Source organism: Cupriavidus sp. WGlv3 (genome assembly GCF_023952475.1).
Lineage (GTDB): Bacteria > Pseudomonadota > Gammaproteobacteria > Burkholderiales > Burkholderiaceae > Cupriavidus > Cupriavidus phytorum.
The window spans coordinates 279,793-303,582 of sequence record NZ_JALHRX010000004.1 but is presented as its reverse complement, the minus strand read 5'-3'; the positions used below and the strand labels follow the sequence as shown (position 1 = coordinate 303,582).

Below are 23,790 nucleotides of genomic sequence, written 5' to 3'. Positions count from 1 at the left end.
ATTGCCACCGCCGGCCCTCTCCCCCAGCCCCTCTCCCGCAGGCGGGAGAGGGGAGCACGCCGGCGGCCCACCGAATCGCCTCGACCATGCTGCCAGCTTCCCTTCCAGCCGCCGAACTCAGCGCCCTGCTCGCCCAACTCTACCAGGGCCCCACCGAAACCGTCCCCTGGGCCGGCTTCCTCGAAAGCCTCCGCCAGCGCCTGGCCGCCGCCTTTGTCACGCTGGTTCTGCGCCACCCCGCCACCGACCGTCCCGGCCTGATCGTCAACGCCTCCGACTACGGCCCCCACCTGCCCGGCGAGCCCTCATACAGCGAGCAATACTATGCGCTGTGCCCCTTCCTGGACCTGCACCCCGACCGCCTCTTCAGCGCCGACGAACTGTTCGGCGAAGCCGGCTGGCTGGCGCATCCGTTCCATGTGCAATACCTGCAGCCGCTCGGCCTGCGCTACATCCTGGCAGCCAACCTGGTCACGCCGGATGGCGTCGAATGCGCGCTGTTCATCAGCCGCACCGCGGCGGGACAAGACTTCGGCAGTGCCGACACGGCCCTGCTGCAGGACCTGCTGCCGCACCTGAAGCGCGCCGTCGACCTGCATGCCGCGCTCGACGTGCTGGCCTCCGAACGGTCGCTCTACGCCGATGCGGTCGACCGCATGCAGGTGGGCACGGTCATCCTGGACGAGCACGGCCGCTGCATCCGCAGCAACGACGTCGCCGGCCGCCTGCTGCGCGCCCGCGACGGCCTCTACCTGGCAGACGGCGCGCTGCACGCGCACTGCCCGATGGAAAACCGCAGGTTCCGCAAGATCCTGGAGAGCGCCGCGCAGGCTCACGCGCTGGCTACGCCCCGCAGCGAAGTCACCACGCTCAGCCGGCCCGCCGCGCCCACGCCGCTGAGCGTGCTGGTGCGCCCCATCCCGCTCAGCTACCGCAGCGAGGACAAGGCCCGCCGCCCCGCGGTAGCGGTCTTCATCCGCGACCCCGCAGGCTCGCCGCGCAACACCCACGCCAACCTGCGCAAGCTGTTCCACCTGACCCCCACCGAGATCGAACTGGCCCTGCTGATGGTCGACGGGCTGACCCTCGATGAGGCCGCGGCGCGGCTGGGCAGAACACGGCGCGGGCGCATTTGCGGGGGATCTTTGCCAAGACGGGGGCGACGCGGCAGGCGGTGCTGGTGAAGATGTTGTTGTCTAGTGTGGTGGGGATGGGCTGAGGCAGGTGCGGGGCCTGGAGCATGCGTCCACGGCGCAGCGCTCCCGTCAGCGTGATTCCGGCCTGCCCTGCGAGTTCACGTCGCCGGCACCGCGCCTGCTATCAGGGTGCCGTACAACGCCTGCGCGGCAGGCTGCAATGGCCGGTCATGGCGCCGTATCAGGCCAAGGACCCGGTCTACGGAAGGCTCCACCAACGGCAAGCCGCAAAGCCGGGGATGATCGTGCGGCAGCGCCATACCGGGCAGCACTGCCATGCCGAGGCCGGCCTCTACCAGCGCCAGCACCCCGACAACGTGATTGGCTTCGTAGTGGATGGTCGGGCGTTGCCTCAGGTGGGCGATGGCATTTTCGATCAAGGCGCGATTGCCGCTTTGCTTCGAGACGCTCACCATCCGCTGGCCGGCAAGCTCATCCCAGGCGATGGCATCCCGCCCCGACCAGGGATGGTCACGCCGCATCACCAGCCGGTAGGGCTCGGCGCGGATTGCGCGAAATTCGATGTTCGGCTCCTGGGCGCCCATGAAATTGAGCCCGAAATCGGACTCGCCGGAGATCACGCTGGCCAGCACGTCGTTCGCGTTTTCGTCAATCACCCGCACGCGCACGCCGGGGTGCCGGCAGCCGAACTCATGAATTGCGTCGGGCAGGAAATGCAGCACCGACGACGGTATCGCGGCCACGGTCACAAGCCCGCGCTGGAGCGTGACCTCGTCACCGAGTCGCAGTACCGCGCTGTCGAGGATGGACAGCGCAGCACGGGCTTCCTCCAGGAACTGCCGGCCAATGTTGGTCACCTGCACGCGTCGCGTGGTCCGTTCGAGCAGGCGGGAGCCAAGCGTCCGTTCGAGTTTGTCGATGCGCCGGCTCAGCGCGGGCTGGGAAATGTGGAGGGCCTCCGCGGCCATGCGGAAGCTGCCTTGTTCCGCGGTGGCGACAAAGGCCTGCAGATCTTCCAGCCCGAAATTAATGCGCGGCATGCATCAGCTCTTGAATAAGTTGCAATTCACAGATTAATACGCCGCCCATTATGCTGGCAATGCTTCAACGAGGCGCGATGGCGTGCAGTGAAGCGCATAAATTCAGGTCAGCATTCACCAGGGAGACGATATGAAGTCCGCCACCTCCGCCGCCCGGCATACCGTTCTGATCTTGTTGCTCGGGCTGGTCGACCCAGCCTGGGCGGATGACATCCGTGTCATTACCTCGGGCGGTTTCACGGCGGCCTACCAGAAACTCGTCCCGCTTTACGAGGCCGCCACACATGACCGCGTCATCACGGCCTATGGCGCATCGATGGGCAATGCACCGGACTCCATCCCAAGCCGGCTGGCGCGCGGCGAGACCTTCGACGTGGTCATCCTGGCGGATGCCGGACTCGAGAAACTGGCCGCCGAAGGCAAGGTCCTGGCCGGCAGCCGCGTCGACCTCGCGCGCTCGCTGATCGGCATGTCGGTGCGCAAGGGGATGGCCAGGCCGGATATCAGCAACACCGATGCCTTCAGGCAAACGCTGCTCAACGCGCGGTCGATCGCCTACTCCGCCAGCGCCAGTGGCACCTATTTGTCCAGCGAGCTGTTTCCCCGGCTCGGTGTCGCGGACCAGATCAAGGACAAGACCCACAAGATCTACAGTGAGCGCGTCGGCGCCGTGGTGGCGCGCGGCGATGCGGAAATCGGCTTCCAGCAGGTCAGCGAACTGCTGCCATTCCAGGAACTCGATTACGTCGGCCCCTTGCCTGACGAACTGCAGCAAAAAGTCTTCTTCTCGGCCGGAACAATCGCGGGCCGGCAGACAGCGGCCACCTCGCGTTTCGTTGGTTTCCTGGCCTCGCCGGCAGCGGCTGCAATCGTGAGCAGCACCGGCCTGGAACCGGTGGCGACGCCGCTGCCGCCACCGGCACCGCCGAAGCTGGGGCAACCGGCGAAGCCTTGATGCCGGGCATTGATTCCGACTCTGCAACGATCTTGCTGGAGACTTGGATGACCGACCGGTCGGGCTAACAAACCCATTGGGGGGATGGCGCTCTGCCAATTTGTTCGGGCACTGCATCAGAGCCCATGGGACCAAGGCAGAAAATACCCGCGACCCTCGACAATGTCATTGAAGCGCCGGTGATGGCCACCTAAGATGTAGTTTCTGGCGTGAGCGGCGAGCTTGCCCTTGCCCAGTCTGTGGTCTGCGATGACTGGACCTTCCGATCCAGGCGGACCTGCGGTGTAGTGTAGTCCCGTAGCAAGAATAGACCTATAGCTTGGGAGACAACTGTGCTGAGTCATCATGAAATCGCCACGCTGGTCCTGCTGAACGACCACTCTGACGCCGCCGAGCTGGACGGCGCAGATATGCAGGCGCTGCTTGAGAAGCAGTTCATCACGCTCGAGCGTCTCGGGCCAACCCTTGCACACCCGCAAGTCACGATTCAAGGCTACGCCTTTCTCAAAGCGGTCGGTCGTGTTCGCGCAAGCGACGGCAAGGCACGCCAGCAAACCGCCTGCAGAGCATTGCTTTAACCCTTCGGGAACTGTCGACTTCCCTGGCCTGCTTTCGCGGCAAGGGGCAGCCGGCATTGCCAATGCGGCATGGCAATCGTCGTGCCTTGACTCTCCGCTCCACGCAGCACTGGTCTCGCAATCGTTGCGAGGGGCGGAATTTATCTGGAGACGCAACATGACAAAGTGGTCCCCTGAGCAAATCAGCAAGCTTCAGCTCACCGGCATCGACGCCTGGGCGGGGCTGGCCAGCAAGTCGCTGGATTGCATCGCCAAGTTGGTCGACCTGAATCTCCAGACCATGAAAACTACCCTGGAAAACGGGCAGGATTGCGCCAGGAAGGCCTTGTCGACCAAGGACACGCAAGAACTCGTTGAACTGCAAGCGGCATTGTTCCAACCCACGGCCGAAGCGATGCTGGCGTATCGACGCCGTGTGCAAGACATTGTTGCCGATGCGCAGGCCAACGTCGAAAAGGTGCTGGAGGTGCAATACGCCGCCGGCAAGCGCGAGGTACAGGGATTCGTGGAAACCGCGCTCAGCAACGCACCGCCAACCTCGATGACGCCTTTTGTCGCCTGGCAGGAGGCGCTTAACGCCACGACCGCGCTATTCGACTCCATGCAAGCGACGGCAAAGCAGGCGATGCAGATGGCCGGGAGCAGCTTCGATTCGGCCGCCGAAGCTACGTCCAAGGGCGTGCGACGCCGCACTGCACCCGCCCCCCACACGGCGGAGTAATACCGCCGCCGCGTTTGTCGGCGCCGCCGCCAGGCCGCTTACCGTACCGATCCGGGACAACGCCCGGAACCGTGGCGTATTCGGCCTGGCGTATGTCCCGCATATTTGAGACACAGAGGATCGCAGACATGACAAAAAAAATCGCCATCGTGACAGGTGGCATGGGCGGGCTTGGCGAAGCGATCAGCGTCCGGCTACACGACGCCGGCTGCACCGTCGCGGTCACGCATTCGCATGGCAACAGCGGCGTCGACGCCTGGCTGGCCAGAATGGAAGAAGGCGGGAGAAAATTCCACGCCTATCCCGTGGACGTTGCCGACTACGAATCGTGCCAACTGTGTGTTGCGGCCATTCACGAGGAACTTGGCCCGACTGACATCCTGGTCAACAACGCCGGTATCACGCGCGATGCCAGCTTCAGGAAGCTGGACAAGGTCAATTGGGACGCGGTCATGCGCACCAACCTCGACTCGGTATTCAACATGACCAAGCCAGTGTGCGAAGGCATGGTCAAGCGCGGCTGGGGCCGCATCATCAATATCTCGTCGATCATTGGCTCCAAGGGCGGCTTCGGTCAGGCCAATTACGCCGCGGCCAAGGCCGGCATGCATGGATTCACCAAATCGCTGGCGCTCGAAGTGGCCAAGAACGGCGTGACGGTCAACACCGTGTCGCCGGGCTTTATCGCCACCAGGATGGTAACGGCGGTCCCGCAGGAGATCCTGGACACCAAGATCATTCCGCATATTCCTGTCGGCCGCCTGGGAGAGCCGGAGGAAGTGGCGGCGTTGATTGCCTATCTTTGCTCGCATGAAGCCGGCTTTTTGACCGGCGCGAACATAGCGATCAACGGGGGACAACATTTGCAGTGAAGCCTCGCTGCTTCGGCCGGTTCGATGTTGACGCAGCAATGCGTGAGCATCGCCCCGGCGGGTCGCAGTGTCAGGCGCATGAGCAAGGCAAGAAGCTCCGGGCCGGAGCGGCATGCTAGCATGAACGCCTTCGCTTCTCCGCCCCGCTTCCCATGACCACGCTCTACGCGACGCTTGGCGTACAGGCCGATGCCACCCTGGATGAGATCAAGCTTGCCTATCGCCGCGCGGCAATGAAATGGCATCCGGACCGCAATCCCGGTCGCGAAGCCGAAAGCCATGCCGCCTTCCAGCAGATTCGCGATGCCTATGCGATCCTGTCCGACGCCGAACAGCGCCAGGTCTACGACGACGTCTTCGAACGCGAAATGCGTCGGTGGCAAGCCGAACACGCAGCGCAAGAAGCCGAGCAGCGCCAGGCCCAGGAACAAGCCCGACGCGTCGCGCAGGAGCATTACGAGAAGATGGTCGCCGTCGCAATGCGCTTCGCCGACGAAGGGCATTCACGCGACGTCCTGTTCGGCATCCTGCTGGGCAAGGACTGCGAGACGGAGCTTGCCGGACAAATTGCGGACAGCGTTTATGCACTGCATCAGTCGCGCAAGGCATTCGCCGAGAGCGAGGCTGTAGCACCGGCGGATGCTAGCACGGCGCGTACCGAGATCCCCACCAGCCCGTTCGATGCATTCTGGCAAGGGCTGTTCAGGTTTCGCTAGCAGGCGATTCCGGATGCGCGTGTCACCGCTTGCATGGTCGTGGCCCGGTCCATGGGAGCGTGCGCGGCCCCCTCAACACCACGCCATAGCGTCGAAAAACCGCACCCAACCATCGAAGGCCTGACGTGTTGCACTGGGCCCTGCGTTGATGTGTCCCTACGCCACCAAATTACACCCCCACTTTGGTGGGGTGTTGGCGCTGCAAAATTGAATCTCTGTTAACCGCCGTTTGATATAGATTGTAAAGACATTTAGAGCCACGGGTTCGCATAGCAGGGCCTGGCCGTAGTTCATCTTTGGTATCAGCCGTCGGCGATGACCACGATCTCGTGGTGAGCGCCGCGAGCCGGGGGAGACAATGTTGCGCCAGGTGCTTGCGCGCATGCGCAGCCCGCTTGGACGCCTTGGGTCGCGTTCCATCACAGCGGGCACGGTGCTTCTTGGAGCGCTGACGACGGCTGTCGTCTATGCGTTCTGCACCGATCTGCTGGAACGGGATGTGCGGTTGCGCTTCGAGAGCGATACCAGCGACGTGGTCCAGCAGATCGATACGCGGATCCGGCTCTATACCGACGTGCTGGTCACGATGCAGGCGCTGTTCGGTGCCAGCGACCATGTCTCGCGGGGCGAGTTTCGCGACTTTGTCGTCGGCCTGAACCTGCCGCAGCGCTACCCCGGTTTCCAGACGCTGAACTACGCGCCCTACGTGCCGGCGCCAGAGGTCGACGCGTTTATCGCCCGGCAGCGCAGTGATCCGATCCTGCGCGAGGCCGGCGTGACGTTCAGCATCCGGCCTCCTGGCCAGCGGCCGGGCTACTTCGTGCTGACCTATGTCGAGCCGCTCGACACCAACCTGCCGTCCCTCGGCATCGACATGGGTGCCGAACCGCGCCGCCTCGCCGCGCTGGAGCGTGCCCGCGATACCGGGCACCCGGTGAGCAGCGGCCGGCTGATCTTCAGCGACGCCAGGAATCCTCATGTAGGTATTGCGCTGCGCTTGCCGGTGTATCGCAAGGCGCTGAACCTGGATTCCGTGGAGGCGCGCCGGGCCGCTTACGTCGGGTCGGTCGGTGCCGGCATTCGCGTGGCGGACTTGCTCAGGGACCTGGTCAGCAACCAGAACCTGCGCCCGATCCGCTTTCGCGTCCATGATGCCGGCGACGTCGCGGCGCCGGCCGATGCCCTGTCAGCCGGCAACCTCCTTTATGACAGCCGCACGGGATTGGCGACGCCGCGGCCGGGCCGTGCCGCGGAAGGCCGCGCAGCGCCTCGCGCGGGCACGCCGGCGGACCAATCGGCGGCCGCGGCGGACAGCCGGGACGACCTGACCAAGAGCGTGGAGCGAAACTTCGGCGGACGGCGCTGGGTCATTGCCTTCGCTGCCGACTCGACCGCGATCGGCGGTCCGCAACGCTATCTGCCGACGCTGGTGATCATTTCCGGGATGATCATCACCGTGCTGCTGGGCTGGCTGGCCTACGCCTTGTCCAGTTCGCGTGCACGGGCCGTTGCCGTGGCCGACCAGATGACGCACAGCCTGCGCGAGAGCCAGGCGGCGCTGGCCGAGGCGCAGCAGATTGCCCAGCTCGGCGACTGGCGCATCGACCTGGGCAAGGACGTGGCTCACTTTTCACGGGAAATGGGTCGCTTGCTGGGCTGGCGCGGCCACCGGCCGACACCGGACACGCTGTTCCAGGCGATCGAGACGAGCCATCGCGCGGTGTTGCGCGAACGGATGGAAAAAGCCGCACGGGACCTTCAGCCGTTCGAACTCGAGTGCCCTTACCGTTCGCAACGTGGACGGCGCGGCTGGCTGCACCTGATTTGCCACGCGCATGGTCCTGCGGGCAGCAGTACCGCGTTGCGCGGCACCGCACAGGATATCAGCCAGCGCAAGTCGGCAGAACAGGCCCGTGCGCAGGAGCACCAGATCGCCCTGCACCTGGCCACGGCCGACAGTGAAGCCGAAGTGCTCGAGGACATCGTCCACACGCTGCTGGAAGGCATGGAATGGGAGGCCGGGGCCTTCTGGCCGGCCGACGACGGTCATGGCAACAAGCTGCCGCAGGTACGCCTGAGCCGCGCCAAGGCGCTCGAATCGTGGCTCGCTGCGCGCCCTGCCCGTGCGGCGGGTGCCACGGCCATCGCGGCGCCACAATGGTATGCGGGGCTTCATGACGTGGCCAGGCACGGGCAAGCCGGTTGGCTTGCCAGCGGTGGCATCCGCACGGTATTCGCCTTTCCGCTGAGCCGGGGTCACGTGAGCCTTGGCGTGGTCGAACTCTATTCCCGCACCCGGCGCAGCGCCGATGTCCATGCCCTGGCGATGGCCGGCGGCATTGCCAGCCAGACCGGGCATTTCCTGCTGCGGCGGCAGGCCGAGGAAAACCTGCGTTTCATCGCCAATCACGATGCTCTGACCGGCCTGCCCAACCGGCTGATGTTCAAGGCCGAGTTTGAAAAGGCCCTGGCTCGCGCCCGCGCCGGCGGGCAGGCACTGCATGTGATCTTCGTCGACCTGGACGAATTCAAGGTCGTCAATGACACCATCGGTCACAACGCCGGAGATGCCGTGCTCCGCGAAATGGCCGAGCGGCTCCGCCAGGGCCTGCCCGAGGTGGAATTGATTACGCGCTTCGGTGGCGACGAGTTTGTCGTGCTGCTCGACCCCAAGGGCGATTCGACGATTCTCGGCCGGACCATCTCGCAACTGCAGGCCGTGCTCACGCCCGCCTTTGTCATCCACGATTCCGAAATGCGGATGACCGCCAGCATCGGCATCAGCTCGTTCCCCGAAGACGGCGACGACTGGCAAACCCTGCTCAAGCATGCCGACCTGGCCATGTACGGCGCCAAGCAGCTGGGCAAGAACGGCTACCAGTTCTATTGCCCCGGCATGAGCACGACCTTGCAGCGGCGCATCGACATGGAATCGCACCTGCACCGCGCGCTCGAGAATGACGAGTTCGTGCTCTATTACCAGCCGCGCATCGCGCTGGCATCGGGAACCTGCACCGCAGTCGAGGCACTGATCCGCTGGCGCCACCCGGAGCTGGGCCTGGTCATGCCCGCGGACTTCATTCCCTTCGCCGAGCAAAGCGGCGCCATCGTCGAGATCGGGGCGTGGGCGCTGCGCGAAGCGTGCCGCCAGAATGCCGCGTGGCTGGCCCAGGGACTGCCGCCGGTCCGGGTTTCGGTCAACCTATCCGCCCGCCAGTTCGCCGACAAGGCGCTCAGGCTGACCATCATCGATGCGCTGCGCCAGGCGGCGCTGCCCGGCAACCTGCTTGAACTGGAACTGACCGAAAGCATGGTCATGCGCGATGCCGAGCAGGCCTCGAACTGGCTGTCGCGCCTGAAGCGAACCGGGGTGCGCCTGGCCATCGATGATTTCGGTACCGGTTATTCCTCGCTCGCCTACCTGAGCCGCTTCCCGATCGATACGGTCAAGATCGACCGCAGCTTTGTCCGCTATGTCCCGGAAAGCCGCAGCGACACGCAGATCACCAGCGCGGTGATCGGCCTGGGCCACCGGCTCGGCCTCGAAGTCGTCGCCGAGGGCGTGGAGAACGAGGCACAGCTTGAATTCCTGCGCCGCGAAGGCTGCGACGAAGTGCAGGGTTACTACTTCAGCCATCCGTTGCCGCCGGCGAAGATCACTGCCTTCCTCGCCAGCCGCATGGAGAATGGCCCCGATTTCGCACGGGGCCAGGAACCGATGCGCGCCTGACCGAAGTCAGGCGCGCGTTCGTGTCGTCGCATTGCAGGCAGTCCAAAACCAGCAAAAATAGAGGAAACTGAATCATGCATGAACCTACTGTGCAAACCATGTGGCAAGACATCGATGCCCTCGATTTCTCGAGGATGAAGGCCAAGCTGCTGCACCAGCAGCATCGGGACTGGACCCCGGCGTCCCTGGAGCAGGCCGAGGACGGCTACCGCCAGTTCCTGAAGCTGGCCGCGAAGTATCCGGAAACGCCGGCCGTGCCCAGCGAGCTGGTCGATGCCTTCTGGCACGCCCATATCCTGGATACCCGGCGCTATGCCGACGACTGCGTGCGCATCTTCGGCCGCGTCCTGCATCACGATCCCTACGTCGGCATCGATGGCCCGGAAGACGAGGCGCGCCTGCTGGCGATGGCCGCCTCGAGCGACGCGCTGAACCTGCGCGAATTCGGCAACCCGCTCACCTCCGCGGCGTACTGCGCGCGCGCGGCAACGGACAACGCCGCGTATTGCGCGCGCATGAGCGAAAAGAAGGAAGCCGCCTACTGTGCCCGGCTGGCTGAAAGGAAGGATGCCGCCTACTGTGCTCGCCTGGCGACGGATGAGGCCGCCTACTGCGCACGGGAAGCGGAAAGCGGGCCGGAACAAGTGCACTCGGTCACGGCGAGGCCCGCTTACTGCGCGGTGAATTCGCCTCGGAGTGTTGCCTGACTTCGGATCAGGAAAGCACCCATCACGTTTAGCCGGAGTGCTAGCGACCACTGGTACAACCTGCAGATCGCTCCCCGTTATCTGTCAGGTGATTGTGAATGCGCGGCTCTGCCGCGCATTTTTTTAGCTGGACGGCAAACCTGATCGTCCGGAATTTTTCCGGCGAACCTCGGAGAGGACAATTTGGACCCCGTTGCGCACAATCAGGCCCTCCTGTTCCATCTGTGCCAGCGCGCGATACAGGGTTTCATGCGCGATCCCAAGCGTGGCCGCCCATTGCATGAGCGTTCCGGGCGGCGTGAACCGTCCGTGCGCATCGTGCTCGAGCTGCAGGCAATGCAGGATGCGGTCGCGCGGCGCGCGTAGCGTCAGGCGTTCCTCGCGGGCACGGCTGCGCATGAGTTGCCGCGACAGGAGCCGTACCCAATCCACCGCGAACGATGGATCGCCCTGCAGACACGCAAGCAACGTCCTCGCGGGAAAGGCCAGCAATTCGCTCGCTCTCCCGCAGAATGCGTCGCAGTGGTAGTGGGAGCTGAAGAGGCTTGCTTCGGCCACGAAATCGCCGGGACCTGCTGTCTGCAGCGTGAGGGATTCGCCGTCCGCTCCGTCACGTCGCAACAAAACCTGCCCTGTCTGAACCTGGTAGACCGACTCGACCCGCTGCCCGCGATTGAATACGTAGGTGTCAGCATCATACCGGCGCAAGCGCGCCGAGTCGCGCAGCGCGTCCGGCCATGCCGGCAGAGCGGCCACCGCCTGGGCAGGGGATGAATCAGGCAAATCGTCGACTGGCATTCTGGTCGTATGCGCGGCCTATTCCGCTGTCGAGGCGTCCGCAGGACGATGACGCATCATGCCGGGGCTGTGTCCTGCCATCGCGTCGTGGCCATGATCGGACAACTGGGCATCGAACCAGACGTGCAGCGCGGCGACGAGGCTAGGTTCGTCCGCGTGGTATTCGATTTCGCCGCCATCGGGCAAGTCGCGATAGTGGATCTTCAGTTCTCCCGGCTGTGCTGCACGCAGCGCGGCCAGGCCCGGCATATCGGTGCCGTGGATATGCTCCGGCGCCTTGAAGTCACCCGCCGCGAACTGCCGAGCGATCGCGCTCAGATGCCCGCGGATCAGCGTAACCTGCTTCGGGTCATGATGCTTCGTGACGACCTGTTGGTTCCCACCGTCTGCCGTCTTCGTAAAGATGTGGGTGGTGGCCGCAAGGGCGAACGGCATGACCTCCGCGCCGTGTTGCCGAACGTCCTTCTGGCGTGCCGTGACATCGGCCATGGCGAACGACGAAAGCGCAGCGGCGCCAAGAAGGATGGCGGTCGACGCCGCGATGACAGTGGCTGAATGCCGCTTCATGTATCACTCCAATCGAAAGTTCGCTCGCAGTCTAGTGCCGGTATCCGGCTCGCTCTATGACTGAAATCATACGCGGTGACACGCCGTTTGCCGCGCGGCAGTTGCGGGTCCAAATATCCTGCCCGTCCAGGAAGACACCGGGCTTCCATACGCGAGCAGCCGGCCCGGCATCATGCATGCCTGTGGACACGACGGCCACACCGCCATGTTGCTTGGCGCGGCAAAGCACGTGGCGGCCACGAGGAACTTCTCCGGCACGCGTAACCTGATCTTTCAGCCAGCGGAGGAGCGGGGATTCGACAGCGGCGCCAAGGCCATGGTGGCAGATGGTTTGTTTGATCGTTTTCCTTGTGACATGGTGTTTGCCATGCACAACCATCCCGGTGTACCCCAAGGCCAGTTCCTGATGCGTCCGGGACCGTTTCTCGCGGCAGGCGACCGTGTGTTCATCAAGGTCATTGGCTTGGGCGGCCACGCTGCGCGCCCTCACCTCGCGGTCGACCCGCTGGTGGCGGCGGCCGCCATCGTGATGGCGCTCCAGACCGTAGTCTCGCGCAACGTCCCCCCAACGAGTCGGCAGTGCTCACTGTTGGCCGGCTGCACGCAGGGACGCACTGAACGTCATCCCTGCCGAAGCTGAAATCGGCATCAGCGTGCGCTCGTTCAGTCCGGAGGTACGCGCACTACTGAAGGACCGCATCACCAAGCTGGTCCACATGACCGCCGCATCGTATGGCGCGATAGCCGAGATCCGCTATGTGGAGGGCTACCCGATTGTCGACAACGCCGCCGACGCGGTAGCTTTGGCGGCGGAAGTTGCTACAGCGCTTGTTGGCCAGAAGGATGTAGACCGCGACTATCCGAAGATGATGGGTAGCGAAGACTTCGCCTACATGCTGCAGGAATGCCCGGGCGCGCTCATCCGTATCGGCAACGGCCCATCCGACGGCGGGCGCGGCTTGCACAACCCGCGCTATGACTTCAACGACCGCAATCTGGCGTTGGGCGCAGCGTTTTGGTGCCGACTGACAGAGACATTGCTCGTTCTGAAGCCAGCCTAGGAGGCGAGCGCGGCATGTGCGCCGGCGAAGCAAGACGTTGGCGGAAGAGGCTTGAACGGCAGCAATGGGTCGGTAGGAGCCAACCAAGTTACTCGATGACGCGGTCAGCCGTCTTCAGTAAATCGGGAGCAATCGTCAATCCAAAGCTCCATGCCAGCCGCGCGCGCTGCAGCACCGTTGGCCCGCTCTATGAGTGCCAAGCCGTTGGCATCAACTCCCGGAATGTGTGATTCGCTCAGGATGGCAACGCGTTCAAGTCCGGAGATGAGCGACTTGAGGATGTCGAACTGCCGGGATGGAGCTCGGGGTCCTCGTACACAAGCTTCGAATAGGTCCGTCGCCGGCTATGCCGGCGAAACAGCAGCGCATCCAAGCACGACAACCCCCGTCATCACCTCACACGCTGCGCCTGCATCCAAGCCAGATCGGCCACACGGGCAAAGCGCTCACCCATGGCATGCGCCTCGGCACTGGACGCCGTACCGCGAGCAGCGCGTCCCTTGACCCCATGCAGAATCGCCGCGAAGCGGAACATATTGAAGGCAATATAGAAGTCCAGATCACCGATGCCATCGCGCCCGGTGCGCCGGCAATACGCTTCCACATACGCCGCCTCGTCCGGCAATCCCGCCGCGGCCAGGTCATGCCCGGCGATGCCGCCCAGGATATCGGGCGGCATGCGGAACATCATGGCGTGGTAGGCGAAGTCGGCAAGCGGATCGCCCAGTGTCGACAGCTCCCAATCCAGCACGGCCAGTACGCGCGGCTCGGTGGGATGGAAGATCAGGTTGTCGGCCCGGAAGTCGCCGTGAGTGATGGCAACGTCGTCAGTCACGGGCAGATGCTTCGGCAGCCACTCGACCAGCCGATCCATCGCCGGATGCCGGCCGGCCAGCTCGTCCTCGAGGTACTGCTTCGACCACCGCGCAAGCTGCCGCGCGACATAGCCGCCCGCCTTGCCGTAGTCCCCTAGCCCGACGGCCTGCGGATCGATCGTATGCAGCCTGGCCAGCGTCGCGTTCATCGCATCCATGTACGCGGCGCGATCATCGTGCGGCACATCGGCAAAGCCTGCATCCCAGAAGATGCGGCCTTCGACCAGGTCCATCACGAAAAACCAGCTGCCGATCACCGAATCGTCGGTACAGAGTCCGTGTATGCGTGGGACAGGAAAGCCTGCCTGTGCCAGCGCCGCCATCACGCGGGCTTCGCGTTCAACCGCATGCGCGCCCTTGAGCAGTTCGCCGGGCGGCTTGCGCCGCAGCACATAGCTGTGCCCCGGCGTGCGCAGCCGATAGGTAGGGTTGGACTGCCCGCCCTTGAACTGGTCGATCGTCAGAGGCCCGGCATAGCCCTCGACCTGCTGCGCCATCCAGCGCTCCAGCGCGGCCTGGTCGAAACGGTGCTGTTCGCGCACCGGCACCGTGCCGGCGAAATCGCTCGCCTCAGCCATGGCTGGCCTCGCCGCTCAGGGCCTTGCGCTTGATCATCTTCGCCAGCGACCACTTGTGGACCTCGGTGGGGCCATCATAGATGCGGAAGGCGCGCACTTCGCGGAACACCTGCTCGACGATCGAATCGCGCGACACGCCCGCTCCGCCCATGACCTGCACGCAGCGGTCCGCAACGCGATACACCGCCTCGGACACCGCCACCTTGGCCATCGAGCTTTCGGTGGTGCCGAGCACGCCGCCATCGAGCACGCCGGCGCACCAGTCGATCATCAGCGCCGCCTGCTGCAGGTCGATCAGGTTCTCGGCCAGCATGAAGCCCACACCTTCATGGTCGATCAGCAGCTTGCCGAATGCCTTGCGCCGGGTCGCGTAGTCCGTGGCGATCTCGTGCGCGCGCGTGGCGCAGCCATGCCAGCGCATGCAGTGCGACAGCCGCGCGGGAGACAGCCGTACCTGCGCATAGCGGAAGCCTTCATTGACCTCGCCAAGCACCTGGCTGGCCGGCACGCGCAGATTGTCGATGACGATCAGCGCATGGCCGCCCGGCATCGAGTTGTCGATGGTGTCGAGCACGCGTTCGATGCGGATGGCGGGATCCGGCAGGTCGACCAGGAACATGGTCGACTGGACCTTGTCGTTGCCTCCGGTGCGCGCCATCACGATGCCGACCGAAGCACCTTGCGCACCGGTGATGAACATCTTGCGGCCGTTGATGACCCAGTGGTCGCCCTGCGGCACCGCGGTGGTCTGCAGCATCGACGGATCGGAGCCCGCGCCGCCGTCCTCGGCCGGCTCGGTCATGAAGAAGGCCGAGCGCGCGTCGCCGCTCACGAGCTTGTCGAGAAACCGCCGCTTCTGTTCCGGCGTGGCGACCCTGCCGAGCAGGTACATATTGCCCTCGTCCGGTGCCATCGTATTGACAGCCACCGGGCCCAGCGGCGACAGCGCCGAACGCTTGAGCACCGCGGCCGTTTCGAGCTGCGTCAGGTGGCCGCCGTCGGGCAGGATGTGCGGCGTCATGACGCCGGCTTCGCGGGCCTTGGCACGCAGTTCGCTGACCAGATCCTCGGTCGGACCGTGGCCGGCGTTGCGGGGATCGCGCTCATAAAGCGCGACAACCTCGCGCACGAAGGCCTCGACGCGGTCGGCGATGGCCTTGCTGCGCTCGGTGGGACAGGGAGTGAACATGGAAGCTTGCCTTAAAGCGAATTGATGGAATGGCCGCCGTCGACCGGCAGCACCGTGCCGGTCATGAAGTCTGACGCGCCGGAGGCCAGCAGTAGTAGCGCACCATCGAGCTGGCGCGGCTGTCCGATCCGGCGCTGCGGAATGCGCCGGATCAGGGCCTGCCCGCTTTCGGTCTCGAAAAAACTGCGGTTGATGTCCGTCTCGAAGTACCCTGGCGCAAGCGCATTGACACGGATGCCGTGGCGAGCCCATTCCAGTGCCAGCGAGCGCGTCAGGTGAATGAGGCCGGCCTTGGCGGCGGTATAGGCAGGCACCTGCTGGGCCACGCGCAGGCCGAGGATCGAGGCGATGTTGATGATGCTGCCGCCCGCCCCGGCATCGCGCATCATGCGCGCAGCGCGCTGGGCGACGCGCCAGGCGCCGTTCAGGTTGGTGTCGATGACGCTTTGCCACTGCGCCTCGTCCACCTCCAGCGCAGCCCCGGTGGTGGCGATGCCGGCGCTGTTGACGACGACCTGCACCGGACCAAGCTTGCGCTGTGCGGCGTCGAACGCCGCGTCGACCGAGGCCGGGTTCCTCACGTCGAGCGCCACCACGCACCCTTGCCCGCCTTCCCGGCGCAGCTCGGCCAGCACCGCCTCGCCTTCGCCCACGCGACGACCGGCCAATGCCACTTTGCAACCCGCGCGCGACAGGGTCTTCGCGAAATGCAGTCCAAGCCCGCCGAAGGCGCCGGTGACCAGCGCCACCTTGCCCTCCAGGTCGGCAAACGGGTTGAGGCCGCGACCATCGTCCTGATTCATTGCCATGTCTCCTGTTATCTCTGTTATCTCTGTATCGCTGTGCCTGTGCCGAAGCGCTGCTTACGCAGCCTTGACCATGTCCTCGACCACCTTCTTGGCGTCGCCGAACACCATCATGGTCTTGTCCATGTAGAACAGTTCATTGTCCAGGCCGGCATAACCGGACGCCATCGAGCGCTTGTTGACGATGATGGTCTTGGCCTTGTACGCCTCCAGGATCGGCATGCCGGCAATGGGCGACTTGGGGTCGGTCTTGGCCGCCGGGTTGACCACGTCGTTGGCGCCCAGCACCAGCACCACGTCGGCCTGGCCGAACTCACTATTGATGTCCTCCATCTCGAAGACCTGGTCGTAGGGCACTTCTGCCTCGGCCAGCAGCACGTTCATGTGGCCCGGCATGCGGCCCGCCACCGGGTGGATCGCGTACTTCACGGTCACGCCCTTCTCGGTCAGCTTTTCGGTCAGTTCCTTCAGCGCGTGCTGGGCGCGCGCCACCGCCAGGCCGTAGCCGGGCACGATGATCACGGTCTCGGCGTTGCCCATCAGGAAGGACGCGTCATCGGCCGAACCCGACTTCACATTGCGCTGGGCCTGCGCACCGGCCGCGCCGGCCGTTGCCGCTTCGCTGCCGAAGCCGCCCAGGATCACGTTGAAGAACGATCGGTTCATCGCCTTGCACATGATGTACGAGAGGATGGCACCGGACGAACCCACCAGAGAGCCCGCGATGATCAGCATCGGGTTGTTCAGAGAGAAACCGATGCCCGCCGCGGCCCAGCCCGAGTACGAGTTCAGCATCGACACCACCACCGGCATGTCGGCACCGCCGATCGGGATGATGATCAGCACGCCCAGCACGAAGGCGATCGCCAGCATTACCAGGAACGGCAACCAGTCCTGCGTCATGAAGAACGCAATGCCAAAGCCGACCATCGCGACCGCGAGCGCCAGGTTCAGCATGTGCTGGCCGGGAAATACCACTGGTGCGCCCTGGAACAGACGGAACTTGTAGCGCCCGGCCAGCTTGCCGAAGGCGATCACGGAGCCCGAGAACGTGATCGCGCCGACGAAGCAGCCGATGAACAACTCGATACGGTTGCCCGTGGGAATCTCATGCGATCCCGCCGCTGCGATGCCAAAGGCCGCAGGCTCCGCCACGGCGGCCACCGCGATGCACACCGCGGCCAGGCCGATCAGCGAGTGCATCGCCGCGACAAGCTCGGGCATCTTGGTCATCTCGACCTTCTTTGCCACATAGGCACCGATACCGCCGCCAACGACCAGCCCCGCGAGAATCAGCGCCAGGCCCGAACCCACGCCCGCGCCACCGTCGGCAGCCAGGAACTCGCTCTTGAGCTTGGCAATCAGCGCCACCGTCGTAAGCGCCGCCACCGCCATGCCGATCATGCCGAAGGCGTTGCCCTGGCGGGCCGAAGCCGGGTGCGAGAGACCCTTCAGCGCCTGGATGAAACAGACCGACGCACCCAGGTAGAACAGCGTCACCATATTCATGGACAGGGCATTCATCGCGGCATCTCCACCAGTCCTGCGCCAGCCTGCGCCGGCGCGTTTGCCTCGGCCTTCGCCTTCGGCGCCTTCTTGCGGAACATCTCCAGCATGCGTTGCGTGACCAGGAAGCCGCCGAACACATTGACCGCGGCCAGCGCCACCGCCAGCGTGCCCATGGTGCGGCCAACGCCGCCTTCGGTCAGGCCGGCCGCCAGCATGGCGCCGACGATGATGATGGCCGAGATCGCGTTGGTTACCGCCATCAGCGGCGTATGCAGGGCGGGCGTGACGGTCCACACCACGTGGTAGCCCACGTAAATCGCCAGCACGAAGATGATCAGGTTGATCACCGTGTGGTTCACCATTTCCATCGACTTCTCCTTAACCGGCCAGCGCCGCTTCGGCTTGCCCTGTCATCAGGCAGGCCGCGACGATGTCGTCGTCTTTGTTGATCAGCAGGCTGCCTTCCTTGTCGAGGATCAGCTTGAGAAAATCCAGCACGTTGCGCGCATACAGCGCCGAGGCGTCGGCCGCGACCATGCTGGCCAGGTTGGTGTGTCCGACGAAGGTCACGCCATGGCGCTCGACCACTTCGTCGGCCACGGTCAGCGGGCAGTTGCCGCCTTGCGCCGCGGCCAGGTCGACCACCACCGAACCCGGCTTCATCTGCTGGACGGTGGTTTCGTGCAGCAGCACGGGTGCCTTGCGGCCCGGGATCAGCGCGGTGGTGATGACGATGTCGGCCTGGAGCGCGCGCTGGTGCACCAGCTCGGCCTGGCGCTTCATCCAGTCCGGCGGCATCGGGCGCGCGTAGCCGCCGACGCCCTGCGCGATCTCGCGCTCTTCGTCGGTCAGGAACGGCACGTCGAGGAACTTGCCGCCGAGCGATTCGATCTGCTCCTTCACCGCGGGGCGCACGTCGGACGCTTCGATCACGGCGCCCAGGCGCTTGGCGGTGGCGATGGCCTGCAGGCCGGCGACGCCGGCGCCCAGGATCAGCACGCGCGCCGCCTTGACGGTGCCGGCGGCGGTCATCAGCATCGGCATGAAGCGCTGGTAGTGGTGCGCGGCCACCAGCACGGCCTTGTAGCCGGCGATATTGGCCTGCGACGACAGCACGTCCATGCTCTGCGCGCGCGTGGTGCGCGGCGCGGCTTCCAGCGCGAAGGCGGTGACGCCGGCTGCGGACATGCGCGCCTTGTTCTCGATATCGAACGGGTCGAGCATGCCCACCAGCACCGCGCCCGGCTTCATGTGCGCCAACTCGGTGATCTCGGGCGCGCGCACCTTCAGCACCAGCGGCGCGCCGAGCGCCTCGGCGGCGCTGACCATGCGTGCGCCCGCGGCCTCATAGGCCGCATCCGGCTGGCTGGCCCGCAGGCCTGCACCCGTCTGCACCACAACCTGATGGCCCTGCGCGACGTACTTCTTGACCGTCTCTGGCGTGGCGGCGACACGCGCCTCCCCCGCCCGGGTCTCAGTCGGGATCCCTATCTGCATGCTTCACTCTCCTGTGGACCGCGTCCCCGCGCGGGACGCAGTGCGCCGGGCCACGCCACCGGCCAGCAGTGGCCGGGGCGGTGCCTGAATGGTCGTGCCGCTCAGCGGGGCACGTCGCCCTCGAGCGTCACGCGGTTGAGTACGCGCTCGGCATTGCCGTAGTCATGCACGGCGTAGTGCATGGTGTTGCGGTTGTCCCACATCACCACATCGCCTTCCTGCCACATGTGGCGGTACACGTTGTCCGGGGTGACCGAGTGCTGGTACAGGAAGTCGAGCAGCGGCCGGCTTTCCGCCTCGGTCATGCCCTCGATGCACAGGGCAGTATCCGGGTGGCCGACGTACAGCGCCTTGCGGCCGGTTTCCGGATGCGTGCGCACGATGGGATGGACGGCCGTCGGCACCTTGTCGGAGCCGGTCATCTTGGCCAGGCGGCCGCCGCTGAAGGTGGCGCGCAGCCCTTCAATCATGCGCTGCAGGGTGGGCGACAGGCGCTCATACGAAAGGTACTGGTTGCACCACATGGTATCCCCGCCCACCGGGATGGTGACGGCCGACAGGATGGAGATCTTCGGCGGTACGGCGGTGTAGATCGAATCAGAGTGCCAGGCTTCGGTGGAGGCGGTCTCCTTGGGGATCCTGGTGACCTGGAACAGTTCGGGGAATTCCGCCAGGCCCTTCAGCAGCGGGTTGCCCTGGACCGGCGTGCCCCACAGGCGCGCGAACGCCACCTGTGCCGCCGGCTGCAGGAACTGGCCGCGGAAGACAAGCATGCCGTGCTCCAGGAAGGCCTCGTGCAGGACCTTGAAGGTGGCGTCGTTGATCGGGTCGTTCAGGTTCACACCGGTAACGGCGGCGCCCACGGAGCCGGTCAACGGCTTGATTTCGATGGTCATCATGTCTCCTCTTCTGGGATGGGTTCAGTCGACCAGCAGCACGATCTTGCCGACGTGCTGGTCCTGCTTCATGTATTCGTGAGCCGCGCCGATATCGGTCATGGCAAAGGTGCGGTCGATCGGCAGCCGCACGCGGCCGGCGCGCAGGAAGGGCAGCATGTCGCGCGCGCAGGCCTGGATGCACTCCAGCCGCTCCTGCTCGGTGCGGGTACGGAAGGTCACGCCGATCAGCTGCAGGCGCTTGAGCCACAGCGTCGACAGGTCGATCTGGGCGGTGGCCGACCCGAGCCGGGCGATGTTCACCAGGCGCCCCTTGACGGCAAGGCTCTTCATATTGGCCTCGAAGACCGGGCCGCCGACCGTGTCGATGATGATGTCGACGCCCTTGTTGCCGGTCGCCGCCATGACCGCGTCGACCTGGTCGTCTTTCGACGAATCGATGCCGACGTCGACGCCGTACTGGCCGATCTTGTCCAGCTTGGCCGCCGAACGCGACGTGGCAATGACCGGCTTCGCGCCCATCAGCGCGGCGATCTGGATCGCGGCCATGGCGACCCCGCCGGAGGCGCCGTTGACCAGCACCGACTCGCCCGCCTTGAGCTGGCCGTTGACCACCAGCGCGTCGTGCGCGGTGATGAATACATTGGGGAATGCCGCGGCGTCGATCCATGACATGCCATCCGGCACGGCGATCAGCGCCATCGGGTTGGCCAGCACGAACTCTGCCTGGCATCCCTTGCCATGGCCCATGACGCGATCGCCCTTGCGCCAGCCGTTCACGCCTTCGCCGACATCGGCCACCTCGCCCGCGAACTCGACGCCGGTGGTAATGGTGCTGCCGGTACGCAGCTCCTTCGCCTGGTTGATTTCCCCCCGGTTCAGGCCCGATGCACGAACCCTGACCAGCACCTGGCCCGCTGCCACGACGGGCGCGGGAATATCCTGCACTTCGACCTTGCCGCCCTCCGGGCCGGGCACTACACGGACTGCCTTCACTGTTGGCTCCTTGTCTGACTCTGTCCTTGTCTCTTGATCTGTCTGCGCTTCACGCGCTGCCGGTTCACGTGGCGCCAAGCGCCGCGGCCCGGATCCGCGTCAGCAGCGTCAGCGCGCGTTCGGCCGCGGCCTCGCCGCCGGCGTGATTGCCCCGCACGAACGGCGCGCGGCTGTCCTCGATCGCCGCGAGCGCTGCGAGCGGCTTGTCCGCCGCCACCGCGAGCCGCCGGAATTCATTGACGGTTAGCAGGTAGGAGTGGAATACGTCCTGCTGCGGCGGCGTGGCGCCGAGCTTGTGCAGCAGCACGTTGAGCCAGTGCGTGCCGGCCAGCATCGCGGCCTCGATCGTCATCTCGTAGTCGGCCTCCTCGCACTTCTGCATGGACGACTCGATGCGGCGCGCAATCTCCAGGTGTCCTTCAATGTCCATGTGCGCCTCCTTCCATGCGCTGTGCCAGCAGCCCCAGGCAACGCTGCAGCGCCGCGTCGCAGCTCTGCGCGATCGCCTGCGTCGGCGTCAGGCCTTCACGCAGGCAAGGATCGCGGTAGTGCTCGATCCGCTCCATGTCTTCCATCATGGCAGCGATGTCCGCGGGCACCGGCGCCTCCACCTTGGGACGGCCGACGTGCAGCACGTCGCCAAGCGGCCGCAATGCCGCCTTCAGGCCGCCATCCGGCTGGGGCACCAGATAGACCCCGGGCTGCGTGGGAAACATGTCCTCATCGAGCGTGATCCCGGCCTGATGCAGTGCTGCATTGACCGCATGGGTTCCCGCCGTCATGCCTGCCCAGAACCACAGCTCGAAATCCTGGAGCGGATCCAGCCGTTCGCGCAGCGCCTGCAGCTTCGCAACCTTCTCCAGGTGTGACACCACCTTCATGCCTGCCTCCTCGCGTTGTTCACTCGGCGCGAACCGCGGCGCCGTTGTGATGACAATAGACACGGCCGATGCCGATGTCAACAACTTCTATATAGGACTTCTACGGACGAGTAGTGGTTTTCTCGGGGATTGCATTATTTCTCCTTGACTTGATGTGGCGAGACTCCCTACATTGCATCTCAACACCTATATAGGAATCTATCAATGCCGCGAGCCATCGTACTCAACCCGGCCGACAATGTGGCCACCCTGCTGGATGCCGGACATGCCGGCGACGCCTGCGCCCTGGAAGGCGAGCGCTCCGGAAAACTGGTCCTGCTGCAGGACGTTCCGTTCGGCCACAAGGTGTGCGTCACCGACACCTCGCCGGGTCAGGAGATCCGCAAGTACGGGCAGGTCATCGGCCGCGCCAGCCATGCGATCCGGGCCGGCGAACACATGCATGTCCACAACATCGAGTCGGCGCGGGCGCGCGGCGACCTGCACAAGGACTAAGACAGATGCCAACCACCTTTCTCGGATATCCGCGCGCGAATGGCGCGGTCGGCGTGCGCAACTGGGTTGCCGTAGTCTCCGTCATGGATAACTGCAACCCGGTGACGCGCACCATTGCCCGCACCGTGGGCGGCTGCATCCCGGTCACCACGCTGTTCGTGCGCGGGCAGTTTGGCGCCGACCTGGACTTCGCCTTCGAAGCGCTTGCCGGCCTGGGCCGCAACCCCAATATCGCGGCCGTGCTGCTGGTCGGCCTGGAGCCGTCGTCCACGGAAGAAGTGGCGCGCCGCATCCAGGCCGCCGGCAAGCCGGTGGAGCGCGTGCACCTGCAGCCCGACGGCACGGTTGCCTGCATTGCCGAAGGGACGCGCAAGGCCGCACGGCTTTCGCTCGAAGCATCGCGTGCGCGCCGCGTGCCGTGCCCGGTGTCGTCGCTGGTGATCGGGGTGGAATGCGGCGGATCGGATACTACGTCGGGCCTGAGCTGCAACCCGGTGATCGGGCGCATGGCGGACCTGGTGATCGCCGAGGGCGGCACGGTGATCATCTCCGAGACCTCCGAATTCATCGGCGCCGATCACCTGTTCGCCGAGCGAGCGGCCGACGGGCGCGTGCGCGAAGCTTTCGTCAGCGCCGTGCGCAACATGGAAAACCTGGCCATTTCTCGCGGCGTCGACATGCGCGAGGACCAGCCCTCGCCCGACAACAAGCGCGGCGGCCTGACCACGGTCGAGGAGAAGGCGCTCGGCGCCATGGCCAAGGCCGGCACCACGCCGCTGGTGGGCGTGCTGCGCTACGGCGAGGCACCGCAGAAAAATGGCCTGCATTTCATGGACGCCCCGGCCGCGGCAGTGGAAAATCTGACTGCGCTTGCCGCCGGCGGGTGCCAGCTCACCTTCTTCGGAACCGGGGTGGGCAACCCGATCGGCAGCATGGTGGCACCGACCGTCAAGGTGTGCGGCAACGTCAATACGCTGCAGACCATGGCCGACAACATTGATTTCGACGTCAGCGGGATCCTGCAGCACGGAGAAAAGATCTCCGATCTCGGCGATCAGCTCTATGCCTATGCGATGGACATCGCATCGGGCACGCAGCTGACCAGCGAGGTGCTCGATATCCGGGAGACCGCGATCAGTCGATTCGCACTGAGCCTCTGAGCAACC

General features: G+C 65.1%; 22 protein-coding genes and 2 pseudogenes. 11 read left to right on the top strand and 13 right to left on the bottom strand.

Features of this window, described 5'->3' with window-relative positions; genetic code table 11:
* The first annotated feature begins 86 nt into the window (after positions 1 to 86).
* Positions 87 to 1,219: pseudogene (locus MKD38_RS10315) on the top strand (helix-turn-helix transcriptional regulator).
* 75 nt (positions 1,220 to 1,294) lie between these two features.
* Here MKD38_RS10315 and MKD38_RS10310 read toward each other — a convergent pair.
* A complete protein-coding gene (locus MKD38_RS10310; RefSeq protein ID WP_252676491.1) occupies positions 1,295 to 2,197 on the bottom strand; it encodes a LysR family transcriptional regulator in 903 nt (300 codons plus the stop codon).
* Positions 2,198 to 2,327: 130 nt separating this feature from the next.
* On the opposite strand from MKD38_RS10310, the gene MKD38_RS10305 reads away from it, so the two are divergent.
* The 7 genes from MKD38_RS10305 (at position 2,328) to MKD38_RS10275 (ending at position 10,476) form a co-directional block, all read left to right on the top strand.
* Positions 2,328 to 3,152: a substrate-binding domain-containing protein gene (locus MKD38_RS10305; RefSeq protein ID WP_252676489.1), complete on the top strand. Its 825-nt coding sequence runs from the start codon at positions 2,328 to 2,330 to the stop codon at positions 3,150 to 3,152.
* Between the two features lie 332 nt (positions 3,153 to 3,484).
* Positions 3,485 to 3,730 carry a hypothetical protein gene (locus MKD38_RS10300; RefSeq protein WP_252676488.1) on the top strand — a complete coding sequence of 82 codons (246 nt, stop codon included), beginning with the start codon at positions 3,485 to 3,487 and terminating at the stop codon, positions 3,728 to 3,730.
* Between the two features lie 157 nt (positions 3,731 to 3,887).
* A complete protein-coding gene (phaP, locus tag MKD38_RS10295) occupies positions 3,888 to 4,451 on the top strand; it encodes a TIGR01841 family phasin (RefSeq protein WP_252676486.1) in 564 nt (187 codons plus the stop codon).
* 128 nt (positions 4,452 to 4,579) lie between these two features.
* Positions 4,580 to 5,323 (top strand): acetoacetyl-CoA reductase, encoded by a 744-nt coding sequence (phbB, locus tag MKD38_RS10290; RefSeq protein WP_252676484.1) that lies wholly within the window; start codon positions 4,580 to 4,582, stop codon positions 5,321 to 5,323.
* A gap of 152 nt (positions 5,324 to 5,475) precedes the next feature.
* On the top strand, positions 5,476 to 6,039 hold the full coding sequence (locus MKD38_RS10285; RefSeq protein WP_252676482.1) for a J domain-containing protein: 564 nt from the start codon (positions 5,476 to 5,478) through the stop codon (positions 6,037 to 6,039).
* A 382-nt stretch (positions 6,040 to 6,421) separates the two neighbouring features.
* A complete protein-coding gene (locus tag MKD38_RS10280) occupies positions 6,422 to 9,769 on the top strand; it encodes a bifunctional diguanylate cyclase/phosphodiesterase (RefSeq protein ID WP_252676480.1) in 3,348 nt (1,115 codons plus the stop codon).
* A gap of 74 nt (positions 9,770 to 9,843) precedes the next feature.
* Positions 9,844 to 10,476 (top strand): glycine-rich domain-containing protein, encoded by a 633-nt coding sequence (locus MKD38_RS10275; RefSeq protein ID WP_252676478.1) that lies wholly within the window; start codon positions 9,844 to 9,846, stop codon positions 10,474 to 10,476.
* 123 nt (positions 10,477 to 10,599) lie between these two features.
* Here the strand turns inward: MKD38_RS10275 and MKD38_RS10270 are convergent, their stop codons facing one another.
* Positions 10,600 to 11,274, bottom strand: a complete 675-nt coding sequence (locus tag MKD38_RS10270) for a Crp/Fnr family transcriptional regulator (protein WP_252676476.1) — start codon at positions 11,272 to 11,274, stop codon at positions 10,600 to 10,602.
* A gap of 18 nt (positions 11,275 to 11,292) precedes the next feature.
* Positions 11,293 to 11,841, bottom strand: coding sequence for an aspartate carbamoyltransferase (locus MKD38_RS10265; RefSeq protein ID WP_252676474.1), 549 nt, complete (start codon positions 11,839 to 11,841; stop codon positions 11,293 to 11,295).
* A 103-nt stretch (positions 11,842 to 11,944) separates the two neighbouring features.
* Between MKD38_RS10265 and MKD38_RS10260 the strand changes: the two are divergent.
* Positions 11,945 to 12,902 (top strand): annotated as a pseudogene (locus MKD38_RS10260) (amidohydrolase); the annotation flags it as partial.
* 391 nt (positions 12,903 to 13,293) lie between these two features.
* Here the strand turns inward: MKD38_RS10260 and MKD38_RS10255 are convergent.
* From MKD38_RS10255 to MKD38_RS10210, 10 genes are all read right to left on the bottom strand, one after another.
* Positions 13,294 to 14,355 carry a phosphotransferase family protein gene (locus tag MKD38_RS10255; RefSeq protein WP_252676473.1) on the bottom strand — a complete coding sequence of 354 codons (1,062 nt, stop codon included), beginning with the start codon at positions 14,353 to 14,355 and terminating at the stop codon, positions 13,294 to 13,296.
* Positions 14,348 to 15,544, bottom strand: coding sequence for an acyl-CoA dehydrogenase family protein (locus MKD38_RS10250; RefSeq protein WP_252676471.1), 1,197 nt, complete (start codon positions 15,542 to 15,544; stop codon positions 14,348 to 14,350). Before MKD38_RS10250 ends, MKD38_RS10255 begins: the two co-directional genes overlap by 8 nt.
* 11 nt (positions 15,545 to 15,555) lie before the next feature.
* Complete coding sequence (locus MKD38_RS10245) at positions 15,556 to 16,347, bottom strand: SDR family NAD(P)-dependent oxidoreductase (protein ID WP_252676469.1); 792 nt, start codon at positions 16,345 to 16,347, stop codon at positions 15,556 to 15,558.
* Between the two features lie 60 nt (positions 16,348 to 16,407).
* Positions 16,408 to 17,874, bottom strand: a complete 1,467-nt coding sequence (locus MKD38_RS10240) for an NAD(P)(+) transhydrogenase (Re/Si-specific) subunit beta (protein ID WP_252676467.1) — start codon at positions 17,872 to 17,874, stop codon at positions 16,408 to 16,410.
* Positions 17,871 to 18,227 carry an NAD(P) transhydrogenase subunit alpha part 2 gene (locus MKD38_RS10235; RefSeq protein WP_252676465.1) on the bottom strand — a complete coding sequence of 119 codons (357 nt, stop codon included), beginning with the start codon at positions 18,225 to 18,227 and terminating at the stop codon, positions 17,871 to 17,873. The genes MKD38_RS10240 and MKD38_RS10235 overlap by 4 nt, the downstream gene beginning before the upstream one ends.
* Before the next feature lie 10 nt (positions 18,228 to 18,237).
* A complete protein-coding gene (locus tag MKD38_RS10230; protein ID WP_252676463.1) occupies positions 18,238 to 19,356 on the bottom strand; it encodes a Re/Si-specific NAD(P)(+) transhydrogenase subunit alpha in 1,119 nt (372 codons plus the stop codon).
* A 101-nt stretch (positions 19,357 to 19,457) separates the two neighbouring features.
* The gene (locus MKD38_RS10225) at positions 19,458 to 20,252 is read right to left on the bottom strand and encodes a TauD/TfdA dioxygenase family protein (RefSeq protein WP_252676732.1); all 795 of its coding nucleotides are present in this window, start codon (positions 20,250 to 20,252) and stop codon (positions 19,458 to 19,460) included.
* Positions 20,253 to 20,276: 24 nt separating this feature from the next.
* Positions 20,277 to 21,248, bottom strand: a complete 972-nt coding sequence (locus tag MKD38_RS10220) for a zinc-binding dehydrogenase (RefSeq protein ID WP_252676461.1) — start codon at positions 21,246 to 21,248, stop codon at positions 20,277 to 20,279.
* Positions 21,249 to 21,312: 64 nt separating this feature from the next.
* Complete coding sequence (locus tag MKD38_RS10215) at positions 21,313 to 21,678, bottom strand: hypothetical protein (RefSeq protein WP_252676459.1); 366 nt, start codon at positions 21,676 to 21,678, stop codon at positions 21,313 to 21,315.
* Positions 21,668 to 22,129, bottom strand: a complete 462-nt coding sequence (locus MKD38_RS10210) for a hypothetical protein (RefSeq protein ID WP_252676730.1) — start codon at positions 22,127 to 22,129, stop codon at positions 21,668 to 21,670. Before MKD38_RS10210 ends, MKD38_RS10215 begins: the two co-directional genes overlap by 11 nt.
* 204 nt (positions 22,130 to 22,333) lie before the next feature.
* On the opposite strand from MKD38_RS10210, the gene MKD38_RS10205 reads away from it, so the two are divergent.
* Positions 22,334 to 22,624: a UxaA family hydrolase gene (locus MKD38_RS10205; RefSeq protein ID WP_252676457.1), complete on the top strand. Its 291-nt coding sequence runs from the start codon at positions 22,334 to 22,336 to the stop codon at positions 22,622 to 22,624.
* A 5-nt stretch (positions 22,625 to 22,629) separates the two neighbouring features.
* Positions 22,630 to 23,784 carry a UxaA family hydrolase gene (locus tag MKD38_RS10200; RefSeq protein ID WP_252676455.1) on the top strand — a complete coding sequence of 385 codons (1,155 nt, stop codon included), beginning with the start codon at positions 22,630 to 22,632 and terminating at the stop codon, positions 23,782 to 23,784.
* Positions 23,785 to 23,790: the final 6 nt, after the last annotated feature.